The organism is Mycolicibacterium fluoranthenivorans (assembly GCF_011758805.1).
Taxonomy (GTDB): domain Bacteria; phylum Actinomycetota; class Actinomycetes; order Mycobacteriales; family Mycobacteriaceae; genus Mycobacterium; species Mycobacterium fluoranthenivorans.
This window is the reverse complement of sequence record NZ_JAANOW010000004.1, coordinates 241497-263424: the sequence shown is the minus strand read 5'-3', so window position 1 is coordinate 263424 and position 21928 is coordinate 241497. Positions and strand designations below refer to the sequence as shown.

Sequence of the window (21928 nt, the reverse complement as noted above, 5' to 3'; positions counted from 1 at the left end):
CATCTCGTGCCTGGTTCGGATGCGTGAAGCTGGGCGGCGAGGATGGGCGGGGACGTGGTACGCACGGGGCGTGCGTCATCAGCTAACCGATCCATCCAAGCCTCGGCGTCCCCGCGGCGCCGTTTGCATGCTATTCGTCCCGGCTGGAGGAACAAAAACGAAGACAGCTCAGTGCTGGTCGATTCGGGTGCGGCGGACCGCCCCGCAAAGTCCTGCGGCGATGAGGCACAACCCGGCTGCGAGATAAAACGCCAGGTCATAGGTGCCCTGCAGGTCCCGGATCCACCCGGCGCCGGCCGCCGCGACGGCCGCGCCCAATTGATGGGACGCGAACACCCAGCCGAACACCACGGGGGTGCGGGCACCGAAGTACTCCCGGCAGAGCACGATCGTCGGCGGCACGGTGGCCACCCAGTCCAGCCCGTAGAAGATGACGAACACCCAGGTGCTCGGTTCGGCGTGGGGGGACAGCAGCGACGGCAGCAGTACCAGCGACAACCCGCGCCCGGTGTAGTAGACGACCAGTAGCAGCCGGGGGTCGACCCGGTCGGTGAGCCAGCCGGAGAACACGGTGCCCAACACGTCGAGCACGCCGATGGTCGCCAGCAGGCCCGCGGCCACCGTCGTGGGCATGCCGTGATCGTTGGCGGCCGGGATGAAATGGGTGCCGATCAGGCCGTTGGTGGTCATCCCGCAGATCGCGAAGCTGGCGGCGAGCAGCCAGAACGCCCGGGAGCGCAGCCCGATCCGCAGCCCCTCGAACGCCGCGGCGAACGTGCCGGTGGGGAGCACCTCGGGTTTGCGTGCACCGGAATCAAAGGGGTCGGCGCCATAGGCCGTCAGCCCCAGGTCCTGGGGGTAGTTACGCATGAACACCGCGACCAGCGGTACCACCGCGATCGCGGCCGCGGCGACGATGAGCGACGCCCAGCGCCAGCCGTGGTGGGTGGTCACCGCGGCCACCACCGGCAGGAATACGAGCTGACCGGTGGCGCTGGCCGCTGTCAGCACACCGGTGACCAGTCCGCGCCGAGCCTCGAACCAGCGCGTGGCGATGGTCGCGACGAAACCCATCGAGATGGCGCCGGTGCCCAACCCGACGAGCACGCCCCACAACAGCACCAACTGCCAGCTGGCCGTCATGAGCACGCTGAGCGCCGAGCCGGCCGCGATCAAGGTGAGGGCCCCGGTGAGCACCGGGCGCACGCCGAAGCGGTCCATCAGGGCCGCGGCGAACGGGGCGGTGAGACCGTAGAGCGTCATGTTGACCGCCATCGCCGCACCGACCGTGCCGTGACTCCAGCCGAATTCGTGATGCAGCGGGTTCATCATCACCCCGGGCACCGACCGGAAGGCCGCCGCGCCGAGGATCGCGACGAAACTGACCGCGGCGACCACCCAGGCCCAATGCAGGCGTGTTCGCGTACCGAGAAGTGTCACCGGCTCACTGTCGCGGAATTCGGGCCGCCCGCCTAGTGGCACAAACGACATGATCCATCAAAAACATGCCAGACTGGCGTGATGCATCGTGTCGCCGTCCTGCTGTTGGCGCCCGTGGTGGGTTTCGACGCCACCATCGCGCCGACCCTGTTCGGGACGGCGGCGGGCGGCGACGGTGAGCCCCTGTACGAGGTGACGACGTGTGCCGTCGAACCGGGGCCCGTCGCGTCGACCAACGGCTTCGCGATCGTGCCCACCGCCGGCCCGGAGGCGCTGGACACCGCCGACACCGTCGTCATCCCCGGCACGCGTTACCCGCCGGCGCGAACCGGCCGCGGCGTCGAGGACGCCGTGGCCGCCGCGTTCGCTCGGATCCGGCCCGGCGCCCGCGTGGTGTCGATCTGCACCGGCGCGTTCGTGCTGGCCGCGGTGGGCCGGCTGGACGGCCGGACCGTGACGACCCACTGGAAGTACGCCGACACCCTGCGTGAGCTCTACCCGGCAGTCCGGGTGGACGAGAACGTGCTGTTCGTCGATGACGGTGACGTGCTCACCTCGGCCGGGCTGGCCGCGGGAATCGACTTGTGCCTGCACATCATTCGGTGTGATCACGGTGTGCAGGTGGCCACCGCGGTCGCCCGCCACTGCGTGGTGCCACCGTGGCGGGAAGGCGGCCAAGCGCAGTTCATCGACAGGCAGGTGCCGGCGGGGGACCACGCCGCCACGGCGGCCACCCGGGCCTGGGCGCTGGCGCACCTCACCGAAGAACTCACCGTGCACACCCTGGCCGAGCATGCCCATATGAGCCTGCGGACGTTCAACCGCCGGTTCCGTGCGGAGACCGGCGAGGCGCCGGGCAGCTGGATCCGGCAGCGCCGTATCGATCGGGCCCGGGAACTGCTGGAGTCCAGGGATATTCCGGTCGACGAGGTGGCCCGGCTGTCGGGGCTGGGCACCGGCGGCAACCTGCGTCACCATCTGCGCCGCGGGATGGGGATGTCCCCGTCGAGCTACCGCAAGGTGTACCAGGGCGCCTGAATGCGGTGCCTCAGCATTCGACGACGTTGACCCCCACGTTGATGGCCAGCCCGCCGGTCGAGGTCTCCTTGTACTTGGCGTGCATATCCGCGCCGGTGGTGCGCATGGTCTCGATGACCTGATCGAGGCTGACCCGGTGGCTGCCGTCGCCGCGCAACGCCATCCGGGCGGCGTTGATCGCCTTGCCCGCCGAGATGGCATTGCGTTCGATGCAGGGGATCTGAACCAGCCCGGCGATCGGATCGCAGGTCAGTCCGAGGCTGTGTTCCATGGCGATCTCGGCCGCGTTCTCCACCTGGTGCGTGGTGCCGCCGAGGATCTCGGCCAGTCCCGCAGCGGCCATGGCTGCCGCCGACCCGACCTCGCCCTGGCACCCGACCTCGGCGCCGGAGATCGACGCGCGCTCCTTGAACAGCGATCCGATGGCAGCCGCGGTGAGCAGGAACCGTACCGCGGTGTCGTCCGGGTCAGCCGTCCCGGCGCGGGTGTAATGGGTGGCGTAGTGCAGCACGGCGGGGATGATGCCGGCAGCTCCGTTGGTCGGAGCCGTGACGATGCGGCCGCCGGAAGCGTTCTCCTCGTTGACCGCCAGCGCGATCAGATTCACCCAGTCTTCGGCGAATTCGGCTGTGCGCTCTGGATCTTCGGCGCTGAGACTGTGGTACCAGGCCTTGGCCCGCCGCCGCACCTCTAGAACTCCGGGCAGTACGCCGTCGCGGGCGATGCCGTTGCGTGCACTCTCGACCATGACATCGCGCAGGTGCAGCAGGCTCGTCCGGACCTCCCCCGCGGAGCGGCAACACTGTTCGTTGCTCATGGCGACCTCGCTGATGGTGAGTCCCTTGTGTGCACAGAGTTCGAGCAGTTCGCGACCCGAGGCGTACGGCAACGGGGTGGCGCAGTGGTGGTCCGTGCCGGCATCGGGGCAGTCCTCGGTGACGACGAACCCGCCTCCGATGGAGTAATAGGTCTGGGTGGACAGCACCTCGCCGCGGGAATTGAAGGCACTCAACGTCATTGCGTTGGGATGGCGCGGCAGGACCGTCGAGGCGCGCAGAATCATCGCGCCCTCGGTCAGGGGCACCGGCGTGTCCCCGCCGATCCGCGTGGTGCCGGTGGCGGCGATCTCGGCGAGACGGCGTTCCTTATCCTCGGTGGTGACGTCTTCGGGCCGGCAGCCTTCGAGCCCGAGCAGAATCGCCGATTGGGTGCCGTGGCCGGCGCCGGTGGCCGCCAGGGAGCCGTACAACTCCACGCTGATCCGGGTGAGGTCGCGCAACCGGTCGCCGGCGCGCAGGGTTTCGACGAACCGGGCGGCGGCACGCATCGGGCCGACGGTGTGCGAACTCGACGGGCCGATACCAACGGAGAACAATTCGAATGCGCTGACCACCATGGCAATTACCGGCTGCGGTCGGTGGGTGTAACGGACAACGGGCGACTCCATCTCGGCTGAGCCCGGAGCCAAACCGGGCCGGTGGCGCCCTCCCCACTCTGTCCTGAAACCTGAGAGTCTGCGGTTCCGCGTCGTCCCGCGGATCCTCTACACCTTCGGTAAGGCCGTTCCCATGAGGTGACGCCTTGTCTCCAGAGTTGCCTCGACGCTGCGGTACTGGTGCCTGAGAGATTCCCGGGGAGGATATTGCTCCTACGGCGCCTCGTGAACGAGGTTCTCCCACAACGTGTCGACGGCTATTCGATTGTGGTGAGCAGAGAATCTACCCACTCACGCGTCGGATGTCACGCCGAGATCGGACTCCTGCCGCGCTCGTGCGGGAACTCTGATTACGATGACGCCCATGCCTGAAGCGCTGATCATTCCTATTCGCGGGCGTGCCCCGCAGCTGCACGCCGAGTCCTGGGTGGCGCCCAACGCCACCTTGATCGGCCCGGTGACGCTGGCCGCCCGCGTGAGTGTCTGGTACAACGCCACCTTGCGCGCCGAGTTCGAGCCCATCGAGATCGGCGAGGGCAGCAACATCCAAGACGGTGTGACCGTCCACGTCGATCCGGGTTTCCCGGTGCACGTCGGCGCGGGTGTCACGGTCGGCCACAATGCGGTGCTGCACGGCTGCACCGTCGAGGACGACGTGCTCGTCGGGATGGGCGCCATCGTGCTGAACGGGGCGGTCGTGGGTGCGGGGTCGCTGGTGGCGGCCGGCGCGGTGGTGCCCCAGGGGGCGGTGATTCCGCCACGGTCGCTGGTCGCGGGCGTGCCGGGGAAGGTGCGCCGCAGCCTCGGCGATGAGGAGGTCGCCGGCAATCGGTTCAACGCCGAGTCTTATCAGGGGCTCATCGACCTGCACCGCGGGCAGGGTTGACCCGAAGGCGAACGCCGACAACGCTTCCCACTGAGGTTTCCCTCGAAGGCGGTACGTTCCCGCGACGGTGGGGTGTGAAGGGCGGCCCACACGGGCGTCCGGATCAGCGGGCACGCCCTGTCGTCCGCCTGGTGTGACGAGCAACTCCCTGGCGTGTAGCACCCTGTCGATCAGGGTATGGACCACCGCGTGCAGTGATAGGACTAGCGGTGGTCAGGAGGCTTCGGTGATGATGTCGAACGCATGCGTGGGATGCGGATGACCGCGCGCGTCCTCGTCACCGGGGCTACGGGATATATCGGATCACGACTGGTCGCCGAACTGCTCTCGGCGGGCCACGACGTGGTGGTGACCAGCCGGACGCCGGAGCGTCTGACCGCTTTCGGGTGGTATCGCGATGTCACGGCGGTATCCCTGGATGCGAACGACCCCGATTCGGTGGCAACGCTTTTCGCGCGGTGCGGACATGTGGATGCCGTCTACTACCTGGTGCACGGGATCGGTGAGACGGACTTCAGGACCACCGACAACGAGGGCGCCCGCCGGTTTGCGCTGGCCGCTGCCGAGGCGGGCGTCGGCCGCATCATCTACCTCGGCGGTTTCGTGCCCGCCGACGACGTGTTGTCCGAACATCTGGCCGGCCGAGCCGAAGTGGCTCAGGCGCTCGCGGTTGCCGGCGGTGCCGAACTGGTGTGGCTCGGTGCGGCGCTGATCATCGGTGCGGGGTCGACGTCGTTCGAGATCCTGCGCTATGTCGCCGAACGCTTCCCGGTGCTGCCGCAACCGTCCTGGCTGTCCAACCCCATCGACCCCATTTCCATCCGCGATGTGCTGCACTACCTCATGGCCGCCGTGGACAGCGAGTTGGTGCCCGCCGGGGCGTACGACATCAGTGGACCGCAGACGACCAGCTACCGGGATCTGCTGGCGGCCTACGCCCGGCTGTCCGGAATACGGCAGTGGACCGTGCCCGCGCCGGGCGTGCCGACCGTGGTGGCGTCGAAGGTGTCCGCTGTGGCGCTTCCGGTTCCCGGTGCGCTCACCGCCGATTTGACTGCGTCACTGGATCACCCGATGACCGCGGCGGGGGAGGGGTTACGTAATCTGGTGCCCGCCCCGGCCGGCGGTCTGCTGACGGTGAACACGGCGATCACCCGCTCGCTGCATACGCCCGAGCGGGTCCCGGTCACCGATCTGGCCGATCCGCACCACCTCGCCGATACCGACCCGTCCTGGGCCGGCGGCGACATGTCGCGCATCCGTCAGCTCACCCCTTCGATCGCCCGGCCCGCGCTCGCGCTGCTCGCGCTGTTACCCGGTCCGGCCACCGCCACGCTGCGTACCGGGATCGATATTCTGGCCGAGCTGATCCCGCGGGGGCATCGCCGATGATCCCGCCACCGTGGCGCGCCGCTGCGCCTGCCGTCGAGGAAGCCCGAAAAGTGGTGTTGCGCAGACGGATCACCGTCGTCGCGGTGTTGGTGATGGGGGCGGCGCTGCAGGCGTACTCGCTGAGCAGGCACCCGGGGGACAGCTCCTTCTATGTCTTCACCCTCATCATGGCCGTGGTCTGGTCGGCGGGGGCCGTCCTGTCCGGGCCATTGCACCTGGGCCGGCTGCCCGGCAGTGCGCGCCGGCCCGTCCTGCTCGGAATCGGGGTGGGAATCGGGCTGGGCGCGGTGTTCGTCATCGGCGGCCTGATCGCGCGGCTCATCCCACCGGTGCGCGAATATGTCACCGCCGTCCTGCAATTCGCCGATCAGGGTGCACTTGCGCTGGTCGTTTTCATCACCGTGGTCAACGGCTTGGCCGAGGAGCTGTTCTTCCGTGGCGCGCTGTACAGCGCGCTCGGCGGCCGCCGGCCCGTCCCGGTGTCGACGGCGATCTATTTCGGCGTGGTGATGGCGGCGGGCAACCCGATGCTCGGGTTCGCCGCGATCCTGCTCGGCACCGTCTGTGCGCTGTTGCGCCGCGCGACCGGCGGGGTGCTGGCGCCCATGCTCACCCATTTCTTCTGGGGTCTGGTGATGGTGCTGGCCCTGCCGCCGATCTTCGGTCTCTGACCGGCGCGGTCACATCAGGAATTCAGCGGATGCGCCACCTCGTCGCGCGGCATCCGGGCTGCCAGCCAGGCGATCAGACCCAGCACCGCCGGAATGGTGCCGGCCGCCAGGAAGATGGTCTGCACCGCGAACACTTTGGACAGCGGCCCGGCCACGGCCATCGACACCGGCATGAAGACCAGCGAGACGAAGAAGTCCAGGCTGGAAACCCGGCCCAGCATCGCCGGGGGAACCCTGCGCTGGAGCAGCGTCCCCCAGATGACGGTGGCCGCGGTGCTGGTCATGCCCACCACGAAGGCGGCCGCCGCCATCACCGCGAACGACGCCGTGTAGCCGATCGCGACCAGCGGCAGATTGCCCAGTCCCCAGCACATCACCATGACCGTGAGATAGCGCCGCGGCAGGCGCACCGACGAGATCGCGATCGCACCGACCGCCCCGCCGAGGCCGAACGCTGCCAGCACGAAACCGAAGATCCGCTCACCGTGTGCGAAGCGCGCATTCGTGATGAACGGCAGCAGCACTTCCAGTGGACCGATGATGAGCAGGACGAAACCGCTCGCGAACAGCAAGGTCGCGAGCAGCCACGGGGTGCGCACCATGAACCGGAAGCCGTCCCGGAGATCGGCCAGCGGATGCGTGCTCGGACGTTCGGCCGGAACTGCTTGGGCCACCGGCCTGGTCGCGATGAGCAGGATCAAGCCGGTGCCGTAGAGAATGGCGACGGCCACGGCACCCAGCGACGGGAAGGTGGCGCCGATCAGCATGCCGGCCACCGCCGGACCGACGGCCTGCTGCATGGTGGGCCGGAGCATGCCCTCGATTCCGTTGGCGGCCAGCAGTTGTTCTGGCGGGAGCAGCCGCGGCAGGTAGGCGCTGTATGCCGGGAAGAAGAATGCGGCGCCCACGCCGAGGGCGGTGGCGCCCACGGCCATGTGCCACAACCGCAGCTGGCCGGTGAGGCCGAGTACCGCCACCGCCGTGGCCACGGCGGTGTTGACCGATTCGACGGCGATGATGATGGCGCGCTGCGGCAGACGGTCCGCGGCGATGCCGCCGACCAGGACGAACGCGATCAAGCCTGCGCTCAAGCAGGTTGCCACCAGGGACAGCGCGGTGGGGTCGTTGTCCAGCGCGATGACCTGCAGCGCCATCACCACCGTCCACATGCCGGAGGCGAAGATGGACAGCGCGACGGCGCCGATCAACAGGCGGTACTCCCGGTGTCGCAACGGTGCGAGTACCCGCCAGCGCGGTCGCTCCAATTGCGTGGTCACATCACCGATGGTGACCGATCGGGGTTGGTCGAAGCCACCGAATTATTCGGCGCAGGATCACGTATCGGTGAAGGTGGCCTTGCGGTGCTCCTGGAAGGCTCTGGTGCCCTCCCGGAAATCGTCGGAGGTCAGCAGGACCAGCTGACCCTCGCGTTCGCGCTCGAGTGCGGCCTCGAGTTCGGTGAGGGTGGCATCGTTGATGGCCTGCTTGGTCTTACGTAGCGACACGGCCGGGCCGGTGGCCAAGGTGTCGATCACCTTGGCCACGGCGGCGTCCAAGTCCTCGGCGGCGTGCACCGTGGTGACCAGACCCCAGTCGTAGGCCTCGGCCGCGGTGATGCGCTCGGCCAGCAGTGCCATCCGCTGCGCGCGGATGCGCCCGACGGCCGCCGCGATCAAGGCGGAGGCGCCGCCGTCGGGCATCAGTCCGATCTTGGTGAAGGCCAGCATGAAAAAGGCCTTCTCCGAAGCCAATACGATATCGGCGGCGAGCGCCAGCGAGACGCCGACGCCGGCGGCCGGGCCCTGCACCACGGCGACGACGGGTTTGGGCAGCGCGACGATGGACCGCACCGCGCGGTTGGCGGCGTCGAGCACCTCCTCCGGTCCGTTGACGGACTTGGCCGAGACATCCTCGGCGCTGATACCGGCGCCGGAGCTGAAACCGCGGCCCGCGCCGGCCAACTTCACGACGCGGACCGCGGGGTCTGTGGCGGCCCGCTCGAGGGCTTCGGCGACACCGGTCAGCATGGCTTCGGACAGCGAGTTCAGCGTGTCGGGACGATTGAGGGTCACCGACAGCACCCCGTCGTCGAGCTCGACGAGCAGGGAATCGATGCTGGCATATGTCATGAGATGCGCCCTCACGGTTGGCTGGGTGGCCCACGGCCGGTCGACTTGGTTATACAAGTAAGCTATGTCGGCGGTCAACTAACTCGTACTCGACGAGAAACTCAACGACGAAGGACGGCGGTATGACGGGACCACTGCACGGATTGCGGGTTGTCGAATTGGCCGGTATCGGCCCCGGCCCGCACGCGGCGATGATTCTGGGCGATCTGGGCGCAGACGTGGTGCGGGTGGACCGCCCGACGGCGTCGAACAGCCCCGCCAAAGATGCCATGCTGCGCAACCGGCGCAGCGTCACCGCCGATCTGAAATCCGCTGAGGGCAAACAGTTCGTGCTCGATTTGGTGGCCAAGGCCGATGTGTTGATCGAGGGTTTCCGGCCCGGTGTCACCGAACGGCTCGGCCTCGGGCCCGAGGATTGCGCGAAGGTCAACGAGAAGCTGGTCTACGCCCGGATGACGGGGTGGGGGCAGGACGGCCCGCGGGCACTGCAGGCCGGTCACGACATCAACTACATCTCCCTCAACGGTGTGCTGCACGCGATCGGGCGCAAGGGCGAGAAGCCGGTGCCGCCGCTGAACCTGGCCGGTGATTTCGGTGGCGGGTCGATGTTCCTGCTGCTGGGTATCCTCTCGGCGCTCTTCGAACGTCAGACCTCGGGCAAGGGGCAGGTGGTCGATGCGGCCATGATCGACGGCTCCAGCGTGCTGATCCAGATGATGTGGTCGTTCCGGTCGCAGGGCCTGTGGTCGGACGAGCGTGGCACCAACATGCTCGACACCGGCGCTCCCTATTACGACACCTATGAGACCGCCGACGGCAAGCATTTCGCGATCGGTGCCATCGAACCGCAGTTCTACGCCGAGCTGCTGGCCAAGCTGGGGCTGGACCAAGCGGAGCTGCCCGGCCAGAACGACATGGCCCGCTGGGAAGAGCTGCGGACCACCTTCACCGAGGTGTTCAAGACCAAGACGCGCGACGAGTGGGCGCAGATCTTCGCGGGTTCGGATGCCTGCGCCACACCGGTGCTGGCGTTCGGCGAGGTGCTCACCGAACCGCATGTGGCCGAGCGCGACACCTTCTACGAGACGGGTAGCGGCCTGCAGCCGATGCCCGCCCCGAGGTTCTCCCGCAGCCGGCCGGGGCAGCCCACGCGGCCCCCGGTGGTCGGCGCCGACAACGACACGATTCTCACCGACTGGGCCTAGAGCCCGGCAACGACCCCGATAGGAAGGAAGCACGGCACGTGGAAATCAAGGATTCGGTAGCAGTTGTCACCGGCGGGGCCTCGGGCCTCGGCCTGGCGACCACCAAGCGACTGCTCGACGCCGGCGCGTCGGTCGTCGTCATCGACCTCAAGGGCGAGGAAGCGGTCGCCGAGCTGGGTGAGCGCGCCAAGTTCGTCGCCGCCAACGTCACCGACGAGGACGCGGTCAGCAAGGCCCTGGATGTGGCCGAGTCGCTCGGCCCGGTGCGCATCAACGTCAACTGCGCCGGTATCGGCAACGCCATCAAGACCCTCGGTAAGGAAGGCCCGTTCCCGCTGGACGGCTTCCGCAAGGTGGTGGAGGTCAACCTGATCGGCACCTTCAACGTGCTGCGGCTGGCCGCCGAGCGCATCGCCAAGACGGAGCCGCTCAAGAACGAGGAACGTGGCGTCATCATCAACACCGCCTCGGTCGCGGCGTTCGACGGCCAGATCGGCCAGGCGGCCTACTCGGCGTCCAAGGGCGGCGTCGTCGGGATGACCCTGCCGATCGCGCGCGATCTGTCGCGCAGCCTGATCCGGGTCTGCACCATCGCCCCGGGTCTGTTCAAGACGCCGCTGCTGGGCTCACTGCCGGAGGAGGCGCAGCGCTCCCTCGGCCAGCAGGTGCCGCACCCGGCGCGGCTGGGCGATCCGGACGAGTACGGCGCGCTGGCGGTGCACATCGTCGAGAACCCGATGCTCAACGGCGAGGTCATCCGCCTCGACGGTGCGATCCGTATGGCCCCGCGGTAGACGAGGAGAAGTAATGACTCTGGTTACGAAGTTCACCGAGGCCTTCGGGGTCGAACACCCCATCGCCCAGGGCGGTATGCAGTGGGTGGGTCGCGCCGAACTGGTGGCGGCCGTCGCGAATGCGGGTGGGTTGGGTTTCCTCACCGCACTGACCCAGCCGACGCCGGCGGACCTGGCCAATGAGATCGCCAAGACCCGCGATCTCACCGACAAGCCGTTCGGGGTGAACCTGACGATCCTGCCGTCGATCACCCCGCCCCCGTATGACGAGTACCGCCAGGTGATCGTCGACGCCGGTATCAAGATCGTGGAGACCGCGGGTTCCAACCCCGGGCCGCATCTGCCGATGTTCCACGACAACGGGATCAAGGTGCTGCACAAGTGCACCTCGGTGCGCCACGCGGTCAAGGCGCAGACCCTCGGTGTGGACGGCATCAGCATCGACGGCTTCGAGTGCGCCGGGCACCCCGGTGAGGATGATGTGCCGGGCTTGGTGCTGATTCCGGCTGCGGCCAAGGAGATCGAGATCCCGATGATCGCCTCGGGTGGTTTCGGTGATGCACGTGGTCTGGTGGCGGCGCTGGCCTTGGGCGCCGACGGGATCAACATGGGTACCCGGTTCATGTGCACCGTGGAGTCCTGTATCCACCAGAACGTCAAGGAGGCCATCGTCGCGGGTGACGAGCGTGGCACCGAGCTGATCTTCCGCAGCCTGCACAACACCGCGCGTGTCGCGTCCAACGCGGTCTCACGTGAGGTGGTGCAGATCCTCGCCGGCGGTGGCCAGTTCGAGGACGTCAAGGACCTGGTGGCCGGTGTGCGTGGCCGCAAGGTGTTCGAGGACGGTGATATCGATGCCGGCATCTGGACCGCGGGTACGGTCATGGGCCTGATCCACGACATCCCGACCGTCGCCGATCTCATCACCCGCATCGTCGACGAAGCCGAAGACATCATCATCGGCCGGCTGGCCGACATGGTCGTCCTCGACGAGGAAGAAAAAGCCAGCGCCTGAGCTGCGCTACGAACTGACCGCGCGGTCGAACAATGACGTTCGGCCGCGCGGTTCTCGTTGTCGGGACGTCCCCGAGACGCCACAACGCCGCCGAGGCATGGCTCAGCGGCGTTGTGGTGCTAGGAGGGAACTGCTGCGGTCAGACCGCTGCAGCGAGGTCAGGGAACTGCTCGGAGGTGTCACCCTCGACGAGGACATCCCCGTGGTACAGGGCGTCAAAGTCGACTTTGATGACATCGGCACTGGTGTCGTCGATCCACATGACACTGAGCGTATGGGTCACATTTAAGGAATCTTTGAGTCACGATTCTGAATATCGTGGCAATTCTTACCGCCGGGTAGGTTCGGGATGTTTGCGGGCGTTGCGCCCGATCGCCTTACTCAACAGTCAGGATGACCCTGACCTGCGCCTGAGCTTCAAGATCAACGATTTCAGAACCCCGCGATGTGTGTGCCGACACACGGGGGCGCCGATGTGACTCCAGCAAATGTTACTTCCGAGTTCTACTCCGGAGTAGGGCCCGGCCCGGCGGTGAACCGTCCTTAACGCTGCGTCGTGATCGGGGAAGACGGATTGACGGTACAAGTTATCGCTGTTAACTTAACGGCGATATTAAAGCCGTTCTGGTGAGGGGAAGCTGCATGCTGAATCGAATCGCGCTCCTCGCGATGGCCGCGCCCCGACGTGTGCTGGCGCTCTCGGCCCTGGTCATGGTGGCGGCCGCGATCTTCGGCATCCCGGTCGCCAAGAGCCTGTCCGCCGGGGGTTTCCAGGACCCGACATCGGAATCGGCCCACGCGACGCAGCTGCTGACTGACAAGTTCCACCAGGGCGATATGCAGCTGATCATCACCGTCAGCTCGCCCGACGGTGTCAACGGTGCCGCGGCGACCACCGTCGGGAAGGAGATCGCCGCCGCCCTCGGGGAGTCACCCCATGTGGCGCAGGTGACCTCGGCGTGGACGGTGCCGCCCGCGGCAGCAGCGGATCTGGTGAGCAAGGACAAGAGGTCCGGTCTCGTCGTCGCCGGCATCACCGGCGGGGAGAACGACGCCCAGAAGTACGCCAAGGAACTGTCCGACTCGCTGACGCACGTGGCCGACGGTCACCCCGGGGTGACGATCAAGAGCGGTGGCGTCTCCATGGTCTACGCCCAGATCAATGCCCAGACCGAGCGGGACCTGTTGCTCATGGAGTCCATCGCGATCCCGCTGAGCTTCCTGGTGCTGGTCTGGGTGTTCGGCGGGCTGGTCGCGGCCGCCCTGCCGATGCTGGTCGGCGGGATGGCGATCCTGGGCACGATGTCGGTGCTGCGGCTCATCACCTTCTCCACCGATGTGTCGATCTTCGCGCTCAACCTGTCCACCGCGATGGGACTGGCGCTGGCCATCGACTACACCCTGCTGATCATCAGCCGTTACCGCGATGAACTCGCCGAGGGGCAGCCGCGGGACCGCGCGCTGATCCGCACCATGGCGACGGCCGGGCGCACGGTGCTGTTCTCGGCGACGACGCTGGCGCTGTCGATGGCCGCCATGCTGCTGTTCCCGATGTACTTCCTCAAGTCCTTCGCCTACGCCGGCGTCGCGACCGTGGGCTTCGCCGCAATGGCGGCCGTCATCGTCACGCCGGCCGCGATCTGGTTTCTCGGTGACCGGCTCGACGCCCTCAACGTGCGCCGGCTGTTCCGGCGCGGGCCCGCTCCCGCCGCCAAACCGGTCGAGCAGCTGTTCTGGTACCGGTGGGCCGGTGCCGTGATGCGCCGGGCCATTCCGATCGGCCTCGCCGTCACGGCGCTGCTGGTGCTGCTCGGTGCACCGTTCCTCGGCGTCAAATGGGGCTTCCCCGACGACCGGGTGCTGCCCACCTCCGCATCGGCGCACGAGGTCGGCGACCAGTTGCGCAATGACTTCACCGACAACTCCGCCACGGCGGTGACCGCCGTCATCCCCGACGCCGACGGCCTGACGCCGGCCGAACTCGACCGCTACGCAGCGCAGCTGTCGAAAGTCGCCGCGGTGACCTCGGTCTCCAGCCCGACCGGCACCTTCGTCGGGGGTGGCAAGGTGGGCCGCGCGGGGCCGACTGCCGGTCTCGCCGAGGGCAGTGCGTTCCTCACCGTGGCCAGCACCGCGCCACTGTTCTCCGATGTCTCCGAGCAGCAGCTCGACGCGCTGCACGCCGTCAGCGGACCGGATGGCCGTGCCGTCGAGTTCGGCGGGATCGCGCAGATCAACCGCGACAGCGTCACCGCCATCACCACCCGGCTGCCCTGGGTGCTCGGCGTGATCGCGGTGATCACCTTCGGTCTGCTCTTCCTGCTCACCGGCAGTGTGGTGCTTCCCCTGAAAGCCCTTGTGCTCAACGTGCTTTCGCTCACCGCAGCGTTCGGGGCCCTGGTGTGGATCTTCCAGGACGGACATCTGTCGGCGCTCGGAACGACGGCCACCGGCACGCTGGTGGCCAATATGCCGGTCTTGTTGTTCTGCATCGCGTTCGGGTTGTCGATGGACTACGAGGTGTTCCTGGCGGCGCGCATCCGGGAGTACTGGTTGTCCCTGGACGGGCCGACCCGGCAGCGAAACGACAGGGCGGTGGCGCTCGGTCTGGCCCGCACCGGCCGGGTCATCACCGCCGCCGCGCTGGTCATGTCGATCTCGTTCGCCGCGCTGATCGCCGCACAGGTGTCGTTCATGCGGATGTTCGGCGTCGGGCTGACACTGGCGGTGCTGGTCGATGCCACCCTGGTGCGGATGGTGCTGGTGCCGGCGTTCATGCACGTGGCGGGTGGCTGGAACTGGTGGGCGCCGAAGCCGCTGGCGTGGCTGCACGAGCGGATCGGTATCAGTGAGAACGGTCGGGAGCACGACACGGAGGGGCGCGAGCCCGTGGCCGCCGGTGTGACGGACACTGGTCAGCGTGGTTGAAGCTCTCAAACGCCGGCGGGCTGCCCGCGGCTCCGGTGAACAGTTGCGCGAGGAGATCCTCGACGCGACCACCGAACTACTCCTGGAGACGGGTCACGCGAAAGCGGTGTCGATCCGGGCGGTAGCGCAGCGCGTCGGTGTCACCTCCCCGTCGATCTACCTGCATTTCGCCGATAAGGACGCACTGCTGGACGCCGTGTGCGCCCGGTACTTCGAGAGACTCGACGAGGAGATGCAGCGGGTCGCGGTGGGCAAGAGCTCCACCATCGAGGTGCTGCGCGCCCAGGGGCTGGCCTACGTGCGGTTCGCCCGCGAGACCCCGCAGCTGTACCGGATCGCGACGATGGGCGAAGGCAGTCCCGGCAGTGACGTCGATATGACCCTGGCCAGTTCGGCGTTCGTGCACATGCGTGACTCGATCGAAACGCTGATGGCCGAGGGGATATACCCGCAAGGGGATTCGACGGCCGCTGCGCTGGAACTGTGGACCGCCGTGCACGGTGTGGCGGCCCTGTTGATCGCCAAGCCGTACCTGCCGTGGGGTGATGCCGAGCAGTTCGCCGACCGCGTGTTGAGCGCCGTGTGCTGTGGCCGCATCGTTCACGGCATCGTGGGTCCGGACGCCACCCCGGAAGAGACCATTGCGAAATTGCAGGAGCTCAGATGACGACTATCGAGAATCCGTTCTTCGCCCGGCTGTGGACCGTGATGTCCGGCCACGAACCCGAGTCGCTGCGGCGGCTGCGGGTGGAGAACCTCGCGGGACTGACCGGCCGGGTGCTGGAGGTCGGTGCGGGCACCGGCACCAATTTCGCCCATTATCCGACCGGTGTCACCGAGGTCGTCGCGGTCGAACCCGAACCCCGGCTTGCCGAAGTGGCAGTCCGTGCGGCTCAATCGGCGCCCGTGCCGGTGACCGTCAGCACCGACACCGTCGAGACCTACGCCGCGCAGCAGCCCTCCTGGGGCGAGCGAAGCGACGGGAAAATGTTCGACGCTGTGGTGTGCTCGCTGGTGCTGTGCTCGTTAGATGAACCCGATGCCGTTCTGCGGCAACTATTTTCGATGATCTCACCGGGTGGCCAGTTGCGCTATCTGGAACACGCCGCCAGCTCGGGCCCGCGCGCCTCGCTACAGCGGCTGGCCGACGCGACGGTGTGGCCGCGACTGCTCGGCAATTGCCACACCCACCGCGATACCGAAGCCTCGATCGTGGCCGCCGGATTCGAGGTGAGCAGGTCGCGGCGCCAGCTGACGTTCCCGGCGTGGGTGCCGGTGCCGGTCGCCGAGTTCGCGATCGGCCAGGCGGTGCGGCCCGGTTAACCCAGCAGGGCGGGCAGGCGCTGCAGCAGCCCGGGCAGTGCCCTGGCCGCGGTCTCCCGCACCACCACCGTCGCGGCCGCCGACAAGGGCGTGGCCTGCGGGTTCACCTCGATGACGGGGATACCGTTGGCCAGCGCGGCCTCCGGCAGGCCCGCGGCCGGATAGACGATCGACGACGTACCCACCACGATCACCACATCGGCCCCGGTCACCGCAGTCACCGCGCCGTTCCAGGCGGCGTCGGGCAGGCCTTCGCCGAACCACACCACATCGGGCCGGATCAGGCCGCCGCACGCGCACCGGGGCGGGTCGATGGCCTCGACCGGCGCCGGCATCGCCGGCAGTGCTCCGGTGAACGGTAAATGGCAACGATCGCAACGGAATTCGAACAGGCTGCCATGCAGGTGGTGGACCTGGCTGCTGCCGGCGCGTTCATGCAGATTGTCGACGTTCTGGGTGGCGATGTGGACATCGGCGTAGTCTTCCCACGCCGCGACGGCGCGGTGGCCGTTGTTCGGTTGGACGGCGTCCATCATGTAGTGACGCCACAGGTACCACGCCCAGACCTTCTCCGGGTGCCGCTGCCACCCCTCGCTGCTGGAGATCTCGTAGGGGTCGACGTTCGCCCATAAACCCGTCTCCACGTCGCGAAACGTCGGCACACCGCTCTCGGCGGACATGCCGGCCCCGCTGAGCACCGTCACCTGCACACCACCAAAGTAGCGGGTGTGGGCGATACTGGGCACATGGCCGGGTTGGGGGAGTGGGTCCGGCTGGACGCGCAGTCGGCAAGCCCTTTGTTCGACCAGTTACGGACCCAGATCATTGATGTGGTGCGGGATGGCCGGCTGGAGCCGGGCACTCGCTTGCCGACGGTGCGCGATCTGGCCGGGCAAGTGGGACTGGCGGTCAACACCGTCGCCCGTGCGTATCGGGAGTTGGAAGCAGCGGGCATTCTCGAAACCCGTGGGCGGTTCGGCACATTCGTGGCGCGGGTGGATCCGGCCGATACGGTGATGGCGGCCGCCGCGCATGCCTTCGCCGAGACGGCACGCCAACTCGGGATCGGAAAAGCCGAAGCGCTGCGCTATCTGGACGCGGTCCTGGACTGAGCGCTCCAGCGCACGACGTCCAGTGCGACGGCGACGTCCACGCTGCGCTCGGCCAGCGGGCGGGGCAGCAGCTCGTCGGCGCGTGCCAGCCGCCGCAGCAGGGTGTTGCGATGGGTGTACAGCCGTGCGGCCGTCCGCGAGGCGTTGCACTGTTCGCCGACGAATGTTCGTACCGTGTGCTGTAGTTCGGGACTCGCGTTCTCGAAGTCGCCGAGCGTCCGGTGCACGAACTCGGCGGCCCGGGCGGCATCGGCGGTGATCAGGGCGACCAGCTGGATGTCGGTGAACAAGGCGAGCCGTTGCGGTGAATGCAGCCTCGCCATCATCTGCTGCGTGGTGATCGCGTCGAAATGGCTGCGCCGGAAGCCGTCGATTCCCTCGGCTGTCGAGCCGATCGCCACCCGGATATCGGGCGACTGGGCGACGAGTGCTTCCAGCGCGCAGGTCTCGATGTGGCCGGGTGCCCACACCCAGCGGGTCGCCACACTGGGCAGCACGCTCAGCGGGCGCCGTCCACCGGCCGCCAGCCCGATTGCCTCGGCGGCCCGCTCGAGTTGGGCCAGGTCCCCGTCGGGGTGCTCGCACCAGATCACCACGGCGGTGTGGGTGCCGGTCAATGCGTAGCCGAGGCGGCTTTCGGCGCGCTGCCGGGGGATGGGTGCGCCGTCGAGGATGAGCGCGACGGTCTCGCGCCGTTCGGCGTGGGTGCCGTGGGTGAGTTCGTCGCGTTCGAGTTCGATCTGGGTGGCGATGCCGGTCAGGGTCGCGTCGATGAACGTGCTGATCGACCGCGAGCAGATCTGCAGCATCTCGTGCAGCTCGGCGGGATCGGAGGACAGGTCGAAGGCGATGTCCATGAGTCGCCGCCACGCCACCCCTTCGCCGACCCGATAGGCATCCAGGGGAAAGGCGTCGATGCCGCGGCGCACCAGCTCGCGTGCGATGGACAGGGGCTCGGGTCCGGTGTTGGGCGGGACGGGTGCGCCGGGGTCCCGTACATTGGCGGTGCCCCAGAAGAACAGGTTGGCCCGGTTGCTGCGACTGACGGCGGCGGCGAGTTCGGGATCGGAGCCGATCGCGGGATTGGCGTTGAGCACCGCGTCATCGAGCTCCTGGAGCCACTCGGGGCGGGCATTGACGACGATCTGCGCGCACCGCCGGATCAGCTCCCGCACCGGCGGTGATGGCTTCGCCCACTCCACCCGGTCAGCCTAGGAGAATGGTGCAAAGTGCACATCATGATGGACAGAATGGGTTGTTTCGACCTTGGGTCCGGGTAGTCGGGCGGCGACCATGGAGACATGACTCACACCGAACACGTCGACGTGCTGATCGTCGGCGCAGGTATCTCCGGCATCGGCGCCGCCTACTACCTGCAGCAGGAGCATCCGGGGCGCAGCTACGCGATCCTGGAGGCCCGCGGCGCGACCGGCGGGACCTGGGACCTGTTCCGCTATCCCGGTATCCGGTCGGACTCCGATCTGCACACCTTCGGCTACGAGTTCAAGCCGTGGCGCGACGAGTACGCCATCGCGACCGCCGACAAGATCCTGGCCTACCTGCGTGAGACCGTCGCCGAGAACGGTATCGAGCGCCGGATCCGGTTCCACCACAAGGTGCTCGGCGCGGCATGGAGCACCGCCGAATCCCGTTGGACGGTCGATGTCGAGCGCGACGGGGAGATGATCCAGATCAGCGCGGACTGGCTGTTCTGTGCCGGTGGCTACTACCGCTACGACCAGGGTTACACCCCGGAATTCCCAGGGCGTGAACGGTTCACCGGGCAGATCGTGCATCCCCAGCACTGGCCCGAGGACCTCGACTACACCGGTAAGAAGGTCGTCGTCATCGGCAGCGGCGCCACCGCGGTGACCCTGATCCCGGCGATGGCCCCCACCGCCGGACACGTCACGATGCTGCAGCGCTCACCGACCTACGTCATGCCGGTGCCCGCCAAGGACGGCTTCGCCAACGCCGCCAAGAAGCTGCTGGGCGACAAGCGCGGTTACGCCGTGACCCGGCGCAAGAACATCCTCAAGCAGCGGTCGGTGTACGTGTTGTGCCAGAAGTACCCGGCGGCCGCCCGCAGGCTGATCCGCTCTATCAACGCCAAGCAGCTTCCGGCCGGATATCCGGTCGACGAGCATTTCAACCCGACCTACAACCCGTGGGATCAGCGGCTGTGCGCGGTACCGGACGCCGACCTGTTCAAGTCGCTCAGCGACGGCAGCGCATCGGTGGTCACCGATCGGATCGCCACCTTCACCGAGAACGGCATCCTGCTGGAGTCCGGCCGCGAGCTGGAAGCCGACATCATCGTCACCGCGACGGGATTGCAGATCCAGTTGTTCGGCGGGATGGGGCTGACGGTGGACGGCCGGCCGGTGAACCCGGCGGAAACCGTTGCCTACAAAGGCATCATGTTGTCCGGTGTGCCCAACTTCGCCTTCGCGTTCGGCTACACCAACTCGTCGTGGACGCTCAAGGTGGGGCTGTTGTGCGAGCACTTCTGCCGGCTGTTGTCCTATATGGATACCCACGGTTTCGACGCGGTCCGGCCGGAGGTCCTCGACACGGCCATGCCGACGCTGCCGCTGCTCGATTTCGGTGCCGGGTACGTCAGCCGCAGCGCAGCGGAACTGCCCCGCCAGGGCGTCGACGGCCCGTGGCAGATGACGATGAACTACACCGCCGACGTCGAGACACTGCGGCACGGACCCGTGACCGATTCGCATCTGCGGTTCAGCACAAGGGTCGCCGCCGCGGAACCGGTGGCCGCTCGATGACCGACCGGTACTGCCTGCTGCCTGACGGCAACCGGGTGTGCTACCGCACCGACGGTGATCCCGCGGGACAGCCGCTGGTACTGATCGCGGGCCTCACCCTGGACCTCACCAGCTGGCCGAGGGAGATGGTCGACGGGTTGACCGAGCGCGGATTCCACGTGATCCGGCTGGACAACCGCGACGTCGGGCGCTCCACCTGGGCCACCACCACACCGCCCGGGCGGCTGCGCCAGCTCACCCACCGGCCCCGGCGCGACGGCTACGACCTCGCGGATATGGCCGCCGACGTCGTCGGACTGCTCGACCACCTCGGTATCGAGCGGGCCCACCTGGTGGGGATGTCGATGGGCGGCATGATCGCCCAGACGGTGGCCGCGCGGTACCCGGACCGGGCGCTGTCGTTGACGTCCATCTTCTCGACCACCGGCGCGCCCCGGGTCGGACAGCCCGCCGTCGCCACCTTGATGCTGATGGCCGCGCGGCCCCCGCGGACCAGACGGGCGTTCATCGACCGCCATGTCAAGATGATGAAACATCTTGCCGGCAAAGGCTTTCCGATGGACGTCGTCGGCGCGGTGGAATACGCTGCCGGCGCCTGGGAACGCGGACCGGGACCCTGCGCTGCTGCCGGCGTGGCACGGCAGATCAACGCGATCTACAAATCCGGGGACCGCACGGCGGAGTTGGCCCGCGTCACCGCCCCGACCCAGGTCGTGCACGGGGACCGGGACCTCATCGTGCATCCCAGCGGCGGTATGGCCACCGCGGCGGCCATACCCGCTGCTCGGCACCTGACCATCCCCGGGATGGGCCACGACCTTGCCCCCGGTGTGACGGGCCGGCTGGTGACGGTCATCAGCGAGAACGCGGCCCGCGCAACCGAGTCGCGTGAGCGCAGCGACGGGGAGCTCGTCGGTTCAGCCGAACTCCAGCAAGGTGGTCACCCCGCGCAGCGAATCCAGTAGCGGAATCCGGTAGGCCGCCCAGATCAGGGTGTTGACCACCCGGCCGCGGCCCGGCGGCAGCGGGACGTCGTGGACGGCACGGACACCGGGCACGGTGTTGATCAGGTCGGCGGCACCGGCCACTGAGAGGCTGAACGGCATCGGCGGTACCCGGTAGCGCAGCGAGGGACGCAGCAGACCGTTGCGCGCCCACCACGCGAACCAGTGCGGCGGCAGGTCGAACATCATCTGCCCGCCGGGGAACCGCTTCGCGCATTCGGCGATCAGGCTCATCGCCTCCGCGGGCTGCAGATACATCAGCAGACCCTCGGCCGTGATGAACACCCCGTTGGCGTCCTCAACTTTGTCCATCCAGCTGTAGTCCAGCGCGGACTGTGCGCAGGTGTGGATCCGATCCGACGGCGGCAGCAGCTTCTCGCGAAGCGCCACGATCGGGGGGAGATCGACGGTGAGCCAGGTGAATTCGTTGCTCACGCCGGAGGCGTCGATGCGGTAGAAGCTGGTCTGCAGGCCCTCGGCGAGAGCGACGACGGTGGCGGCCGGATGATCGCGCAGATAGGCGCGGGTGGCCGTATCGAAGGTCAGCGCCCGCAGCGCCATGTCCTGGCGATTCGCGGACCCGAACTTCGCGAAGTCGAACTCGATGGAGTCGGCCAGGCTGACGGCGACCGGATCATCGAGGATGGCATCCGGTCGGCGGGCTTCGTTGGCCCGGACCTGCAGGGTCAGCAGTGCGGTCTCGGAGACACCGGTCAGCGCCGAGGCGTCGATCTTCTGGGAGCTCACCGCGCCGAATGTACCCGTTCGGG

At 67.8% G+C, this 21928-nt stretch carries 21 protein-coding genes and 1 riboswitch; of the genes, 13 read left to right on the top strand and 8 right to left on the bottom strand.

Features of this window, described 5'->3' with window-relative positions; genetic code table 11:
- Nucleotides 1–168: 168 nt before the first annotated feature.
- Nucleotides 169–1440 (bottom strand): MFS transporter, encoded by a 1272-nt coding sequence (locus tag FHU31_RS27765; RefSeq protein WP_263988047.1) that lies wholly within the window; start codon nucleotides 1438–1440, stop codon nucleotides 169–171.
- Between the two features lie 81 nt (nucleotides 1441–1521).
- On the opposite strand from FHU31_RS27765, the gene FHU31_RS27760 reads away from it, so the two are divergent.
- The gene (locus FHU31_RS27760) at nucleotides 1522–2478 is read left to right on the top strand and encodes a GlxA family transcriptional regulator (RefSeq protein WP_167164092.1); all 957 of its coding nucleotides are present in this window, start codon (nucleotides 1522–1524) and stop codon (nucleotides 2476–2478) included.
- A 10-nt stretch (nucleotides 2479–2488) separates the two neighbouring features.
- Here FHU31_RS27760 and FHU31_RS27755 read toward each other — a convergent pair whose 3' ends face one another.
- Nucleotides 2489–3874 (bottom strand): L-serine ammonia-lyase, encoded by a 1386-nt coding sequence (locus tag FHU31_RS27755; RefSeq protein ID WP_167164090.1) that lies wholly within the window; start codon nucleotides 3872–3874, stop codon nucleotides 2489–2491.
- Between the two features lie 201 nt (nucleotides 3875–4075).
- Nucleotides 4076–4166, bottom strand: a riboswitch (glycine riboswitch).
- Between the two features lie 111 nt (nucleotides 4167–4277).
- Here FHU31_RS27755 and FHU31_RS27750 point away from each other — a divergent pair.
- From FHU31_RS27750 to FHU31_RS27740, 3 genes are all read left to right on the top strand, one after another.
- Complete coding sequence (locus FHU31_RS27750) at nucleotides 4278–4799, top strand: gamma carbonic anhydrase family protein (protein ID WP_167164087.1); 522 nt, start codon at nucleotides 4278–4280, stop codon at nucleotides 4797–4799.
- Between the two features lie 258 nt (nucleotides 4800–5057).
- Nucleotides 5058–6191: an SDR family NAD(P)-dependent oxidoreductase gene (locus FHU31_RS27745; protein ID WP_234901695.1), complete on the top strand. Its 1134-nt coding sequence runs from the start codon at nucleotides 5058–5060 to the stop codon at nucleotides 6189–6191.
- Entirely contained in the window at nucleotides 6188–6862 is a 675-nt protein-coding gene (locus tag FHU31_RS27740; RefSeq protein ID WP_167164083.1) for a CPBP family intramembrane glutamic endopeptidase, read from the top strand. The genes FHU31_RS27745 and FHU31_RS27740 overlap by 4 nt, the downstream gene beginning before the upstream one ends.
- A gap of 14 nt (nucleotides 6863–6876) precedes the next feature.
- Here the strand turns inward: FHU31_RS27740 and tet(V) are convergent, their stop codons facing one another.
- Nucleotides 6877–8139 (bottom strand): tetracycline efflux MFS transporter Tet(V), encoded by a 1263-nt coding sequence (gene tet(V), locus FHU31_RS27735; RefSeq protein WP_263988048.1) that lies wholly within the window; start codon nucleotides 8137–8139, stop codon nucleotides 6877–6879.
- Nucleotides 8140–8196: 57 nt separating this feature from the next.
- Nucleotides 8197–8991, bottom strand: coding sequence for an enoyl-CoA hydratase (locus FHU31_RS27730; RefSeq protein ID WP_167164081.1), 795 nt, complete (start codon nucleotides 8989–8991; stop codon nucleotides 8197–8199).
- 122 nt (nucleotides 8992–9113) lie between these two features.
- On the opposite strand from FHU31_RS27730, the gene FHU31_RS27725 reads away from it, so the two are divergent.
- From FHU31_RS27725 to FHU31_RS27715, 3 genes are read left to right on the top strand one after another with little or no spacing between them, the layout of a single operon-like run.
- Nucleotides 9114–10196, top strand: coding sequence for a CaiB/BaiF CoA transferase family protein (locus FHU31_RS27725; protein ID WP_167164079.1), 1083 nt, complete (start codon nucleotides 9114–9116; stop codon nucleotides 10194–10196).
- A 38-nt stretch (nucleotides 10197–10234) separates the two neighbouring features.
- Nucleotides 10235–10990, top strand: a complete 756-nt coding sequence (locus FHU31_RS27720) for a 3-hydroxyacyl-CoA dehydrogenase (protein ID WP_167164077.1) — start codon at nucleotides 10235–10237, stop codon at nucleotides 10988–10990.
- A 13-nt stretch (nucleotides 10991–11003) separates the two neighbouring features.
- Nucleotides 11004–12005, top strand: coding sequence for an NAD(P)H-dependent flavin oxidoreductase (locus FHU31_RS27715; RefSeq protein WP_167164075.1), 1002 nt, complete (start codon nucleotides 11004–11006; stop codon nucleotides 12003–12005).
- 139 nt (nucleotides 12006–12144) lie between these two features.
- Here the strand turns inward: FHU31_RS27715 and FHU31_RS31925 are convergent, their stop codons facing one another.
- Nucleotides 12145–12267, bottom strand: a complete 123-nt coding sequence (locus tag FHU31_RS31925) for a hypothetical protein (RefSeq protein ID WP_090363461.1) — start codon at nucleotides 12265–12267, stop codon at nucleotides 12145–12147.
- Between the two features lie 380 nt (nucleotides 12268–12647).
- Here FHU31_RS31925 and FHU31_RS27710 point away from each other — a divergent pair, with 380 nt between their 5' ends.
- The 3 genes from FHU31_RS27710 to FHU31_RS27700 are packed head-to-tail and all read left to right on the top strand — an operon-like array spanning nucleotide 12648 to nucleotide 16256.
- The gene (locus FHU31_RS27710) at nucleotides 12648–14933 is read left to right on the top strand and encodes an MMPL family transporter (RefSeq protein WP_167164073.1); all 2286 of its coding nucleotides are present in this window, start codon (nucleotides 12648–12650) and stop codon (nucleotides 14931–14933) included.
- Nucleotides 14926–15600 (top strand): TetR/AcrR family transcriptional regulator, encoded by a 675-nt coding sequence (locus FHU31_RS27705; protein ID WP_263988049.1) that lies wholly within the window; start codon nucleotides 14926–14928, stop codon nucleotides 15598–15600. The genes FHU31_RS27710 and FHU31_RS27705 overlap by 8 nt, the downstream gene beginning before the upstream one ends.
- Nucleotides 15597–16256 (top strand): class I SAM-dependent methyltransferase, encoded by a 660-nt coding sequence (locus tag FHU31_RS27700; RefSeq protein WP_167164071.1) that lies wholly within the window; start codon nucleotides 15597–15599, stop codon nucleotides 16254–16256. Before FHU31_RS27705 ends, FHU31_RS27700 begins: the two co-directional genes overlap by 4 nt.
- On the opposite strand, the gene FHU31_RS27695 is transcribed toward FHU31_RS27700, so the two are convergent.
- Nucleotides 16253–16966, bottom strand: coding sequence for an NAD-dependent deacylase (locus FHU31_RS27695; RefSeq protein WP_167164405.1), 714 nt, complete (start codon nucleotides 16964–16966; stop codon nucleotides 16253–16255). The genes FHU31_RS27700 and FHU31_RS27695 overlap by 4 nt on opposite strands.
- Nucleotides 16967–17002: 36 nt before the next feature.
- On the opposite strand from FHU31_RS27695, the gene FHU31_RS27690 reads away from it, so the two are divergent.
- Nucleotides 17003–17368, top strand: coding sequence for an Rv1152 family transcriptional regulator (locus FHU31_RS27690; RefSeq protein WP_167164069.1), 366 nt, complete (start codon nucleotides 17003–17005; stop codon nucleotides 17366–17368).
- Here the strand turns inward: FHU31_RS27690 and FHU31_RS27685 are convergent.
- Complete coding sequence (locus FHU31_RS27685) at nucleotides 17344–18570, bottom strand: Rv1453 family transcriptional regulator (protein WP_263988050.1); 1227 nt, start codon at nucleotides 18568–18570, stop codon at nucleotides 17344–17346. The two genes, FHU31_RS27690 and FHU31_RS27685, sit on opposite strands and share 25 nt — an antisense overlap.
- A gap of 99 nt (nucleotides 18571–18669) precedes the next feature.
- On the opposite strand from FHU31_RS27685, the gene FHU31_RS27680 reads away from it, so the two are divergent.
- Entirely contained in the window at nucleotides 18670–20154 is a 1485-nt protein-coding gene (locus tag FHU31_RS27680; RefSeq protein WP_167164067.1) for a flavin-containing monooxygenase, read from the top strand.
- On the top strand, nucleotides 20151–21119 hold the full coding sequence (locus FHU31_RS27675; RefSeq protein ID WP_167164065.1) for an alpha/beta fold hydrolase: 969 nt from the start codon (nucleotides 20151–20153) through the stop codon (nucleotides 21117–21119). Before FHU31_RS27680 ends, FHU31_RS27675 begins: the two co-directional genes overlap by 4 nt.
- Here FHU31_RS27675 and FHU31_RS27670 read toward each other — a convergent pair.
- Nucleotides 21072–21905, bottom strand: a complete 834-nt coding sequence (locus FHU31_RS27670) for a class I SAM-dependent methyltransferase (protein ID WP_167164063.1) — start codon at nucleotides 21903–21905, stop codon at nucleotides 21072–21074. The genes FHU31_RS27675 and FHU31_RS27670 overlap by 48 nt on opposite strands.
- Nucleotides 21906–21928 lie beyond the last annotated feature (23 nt).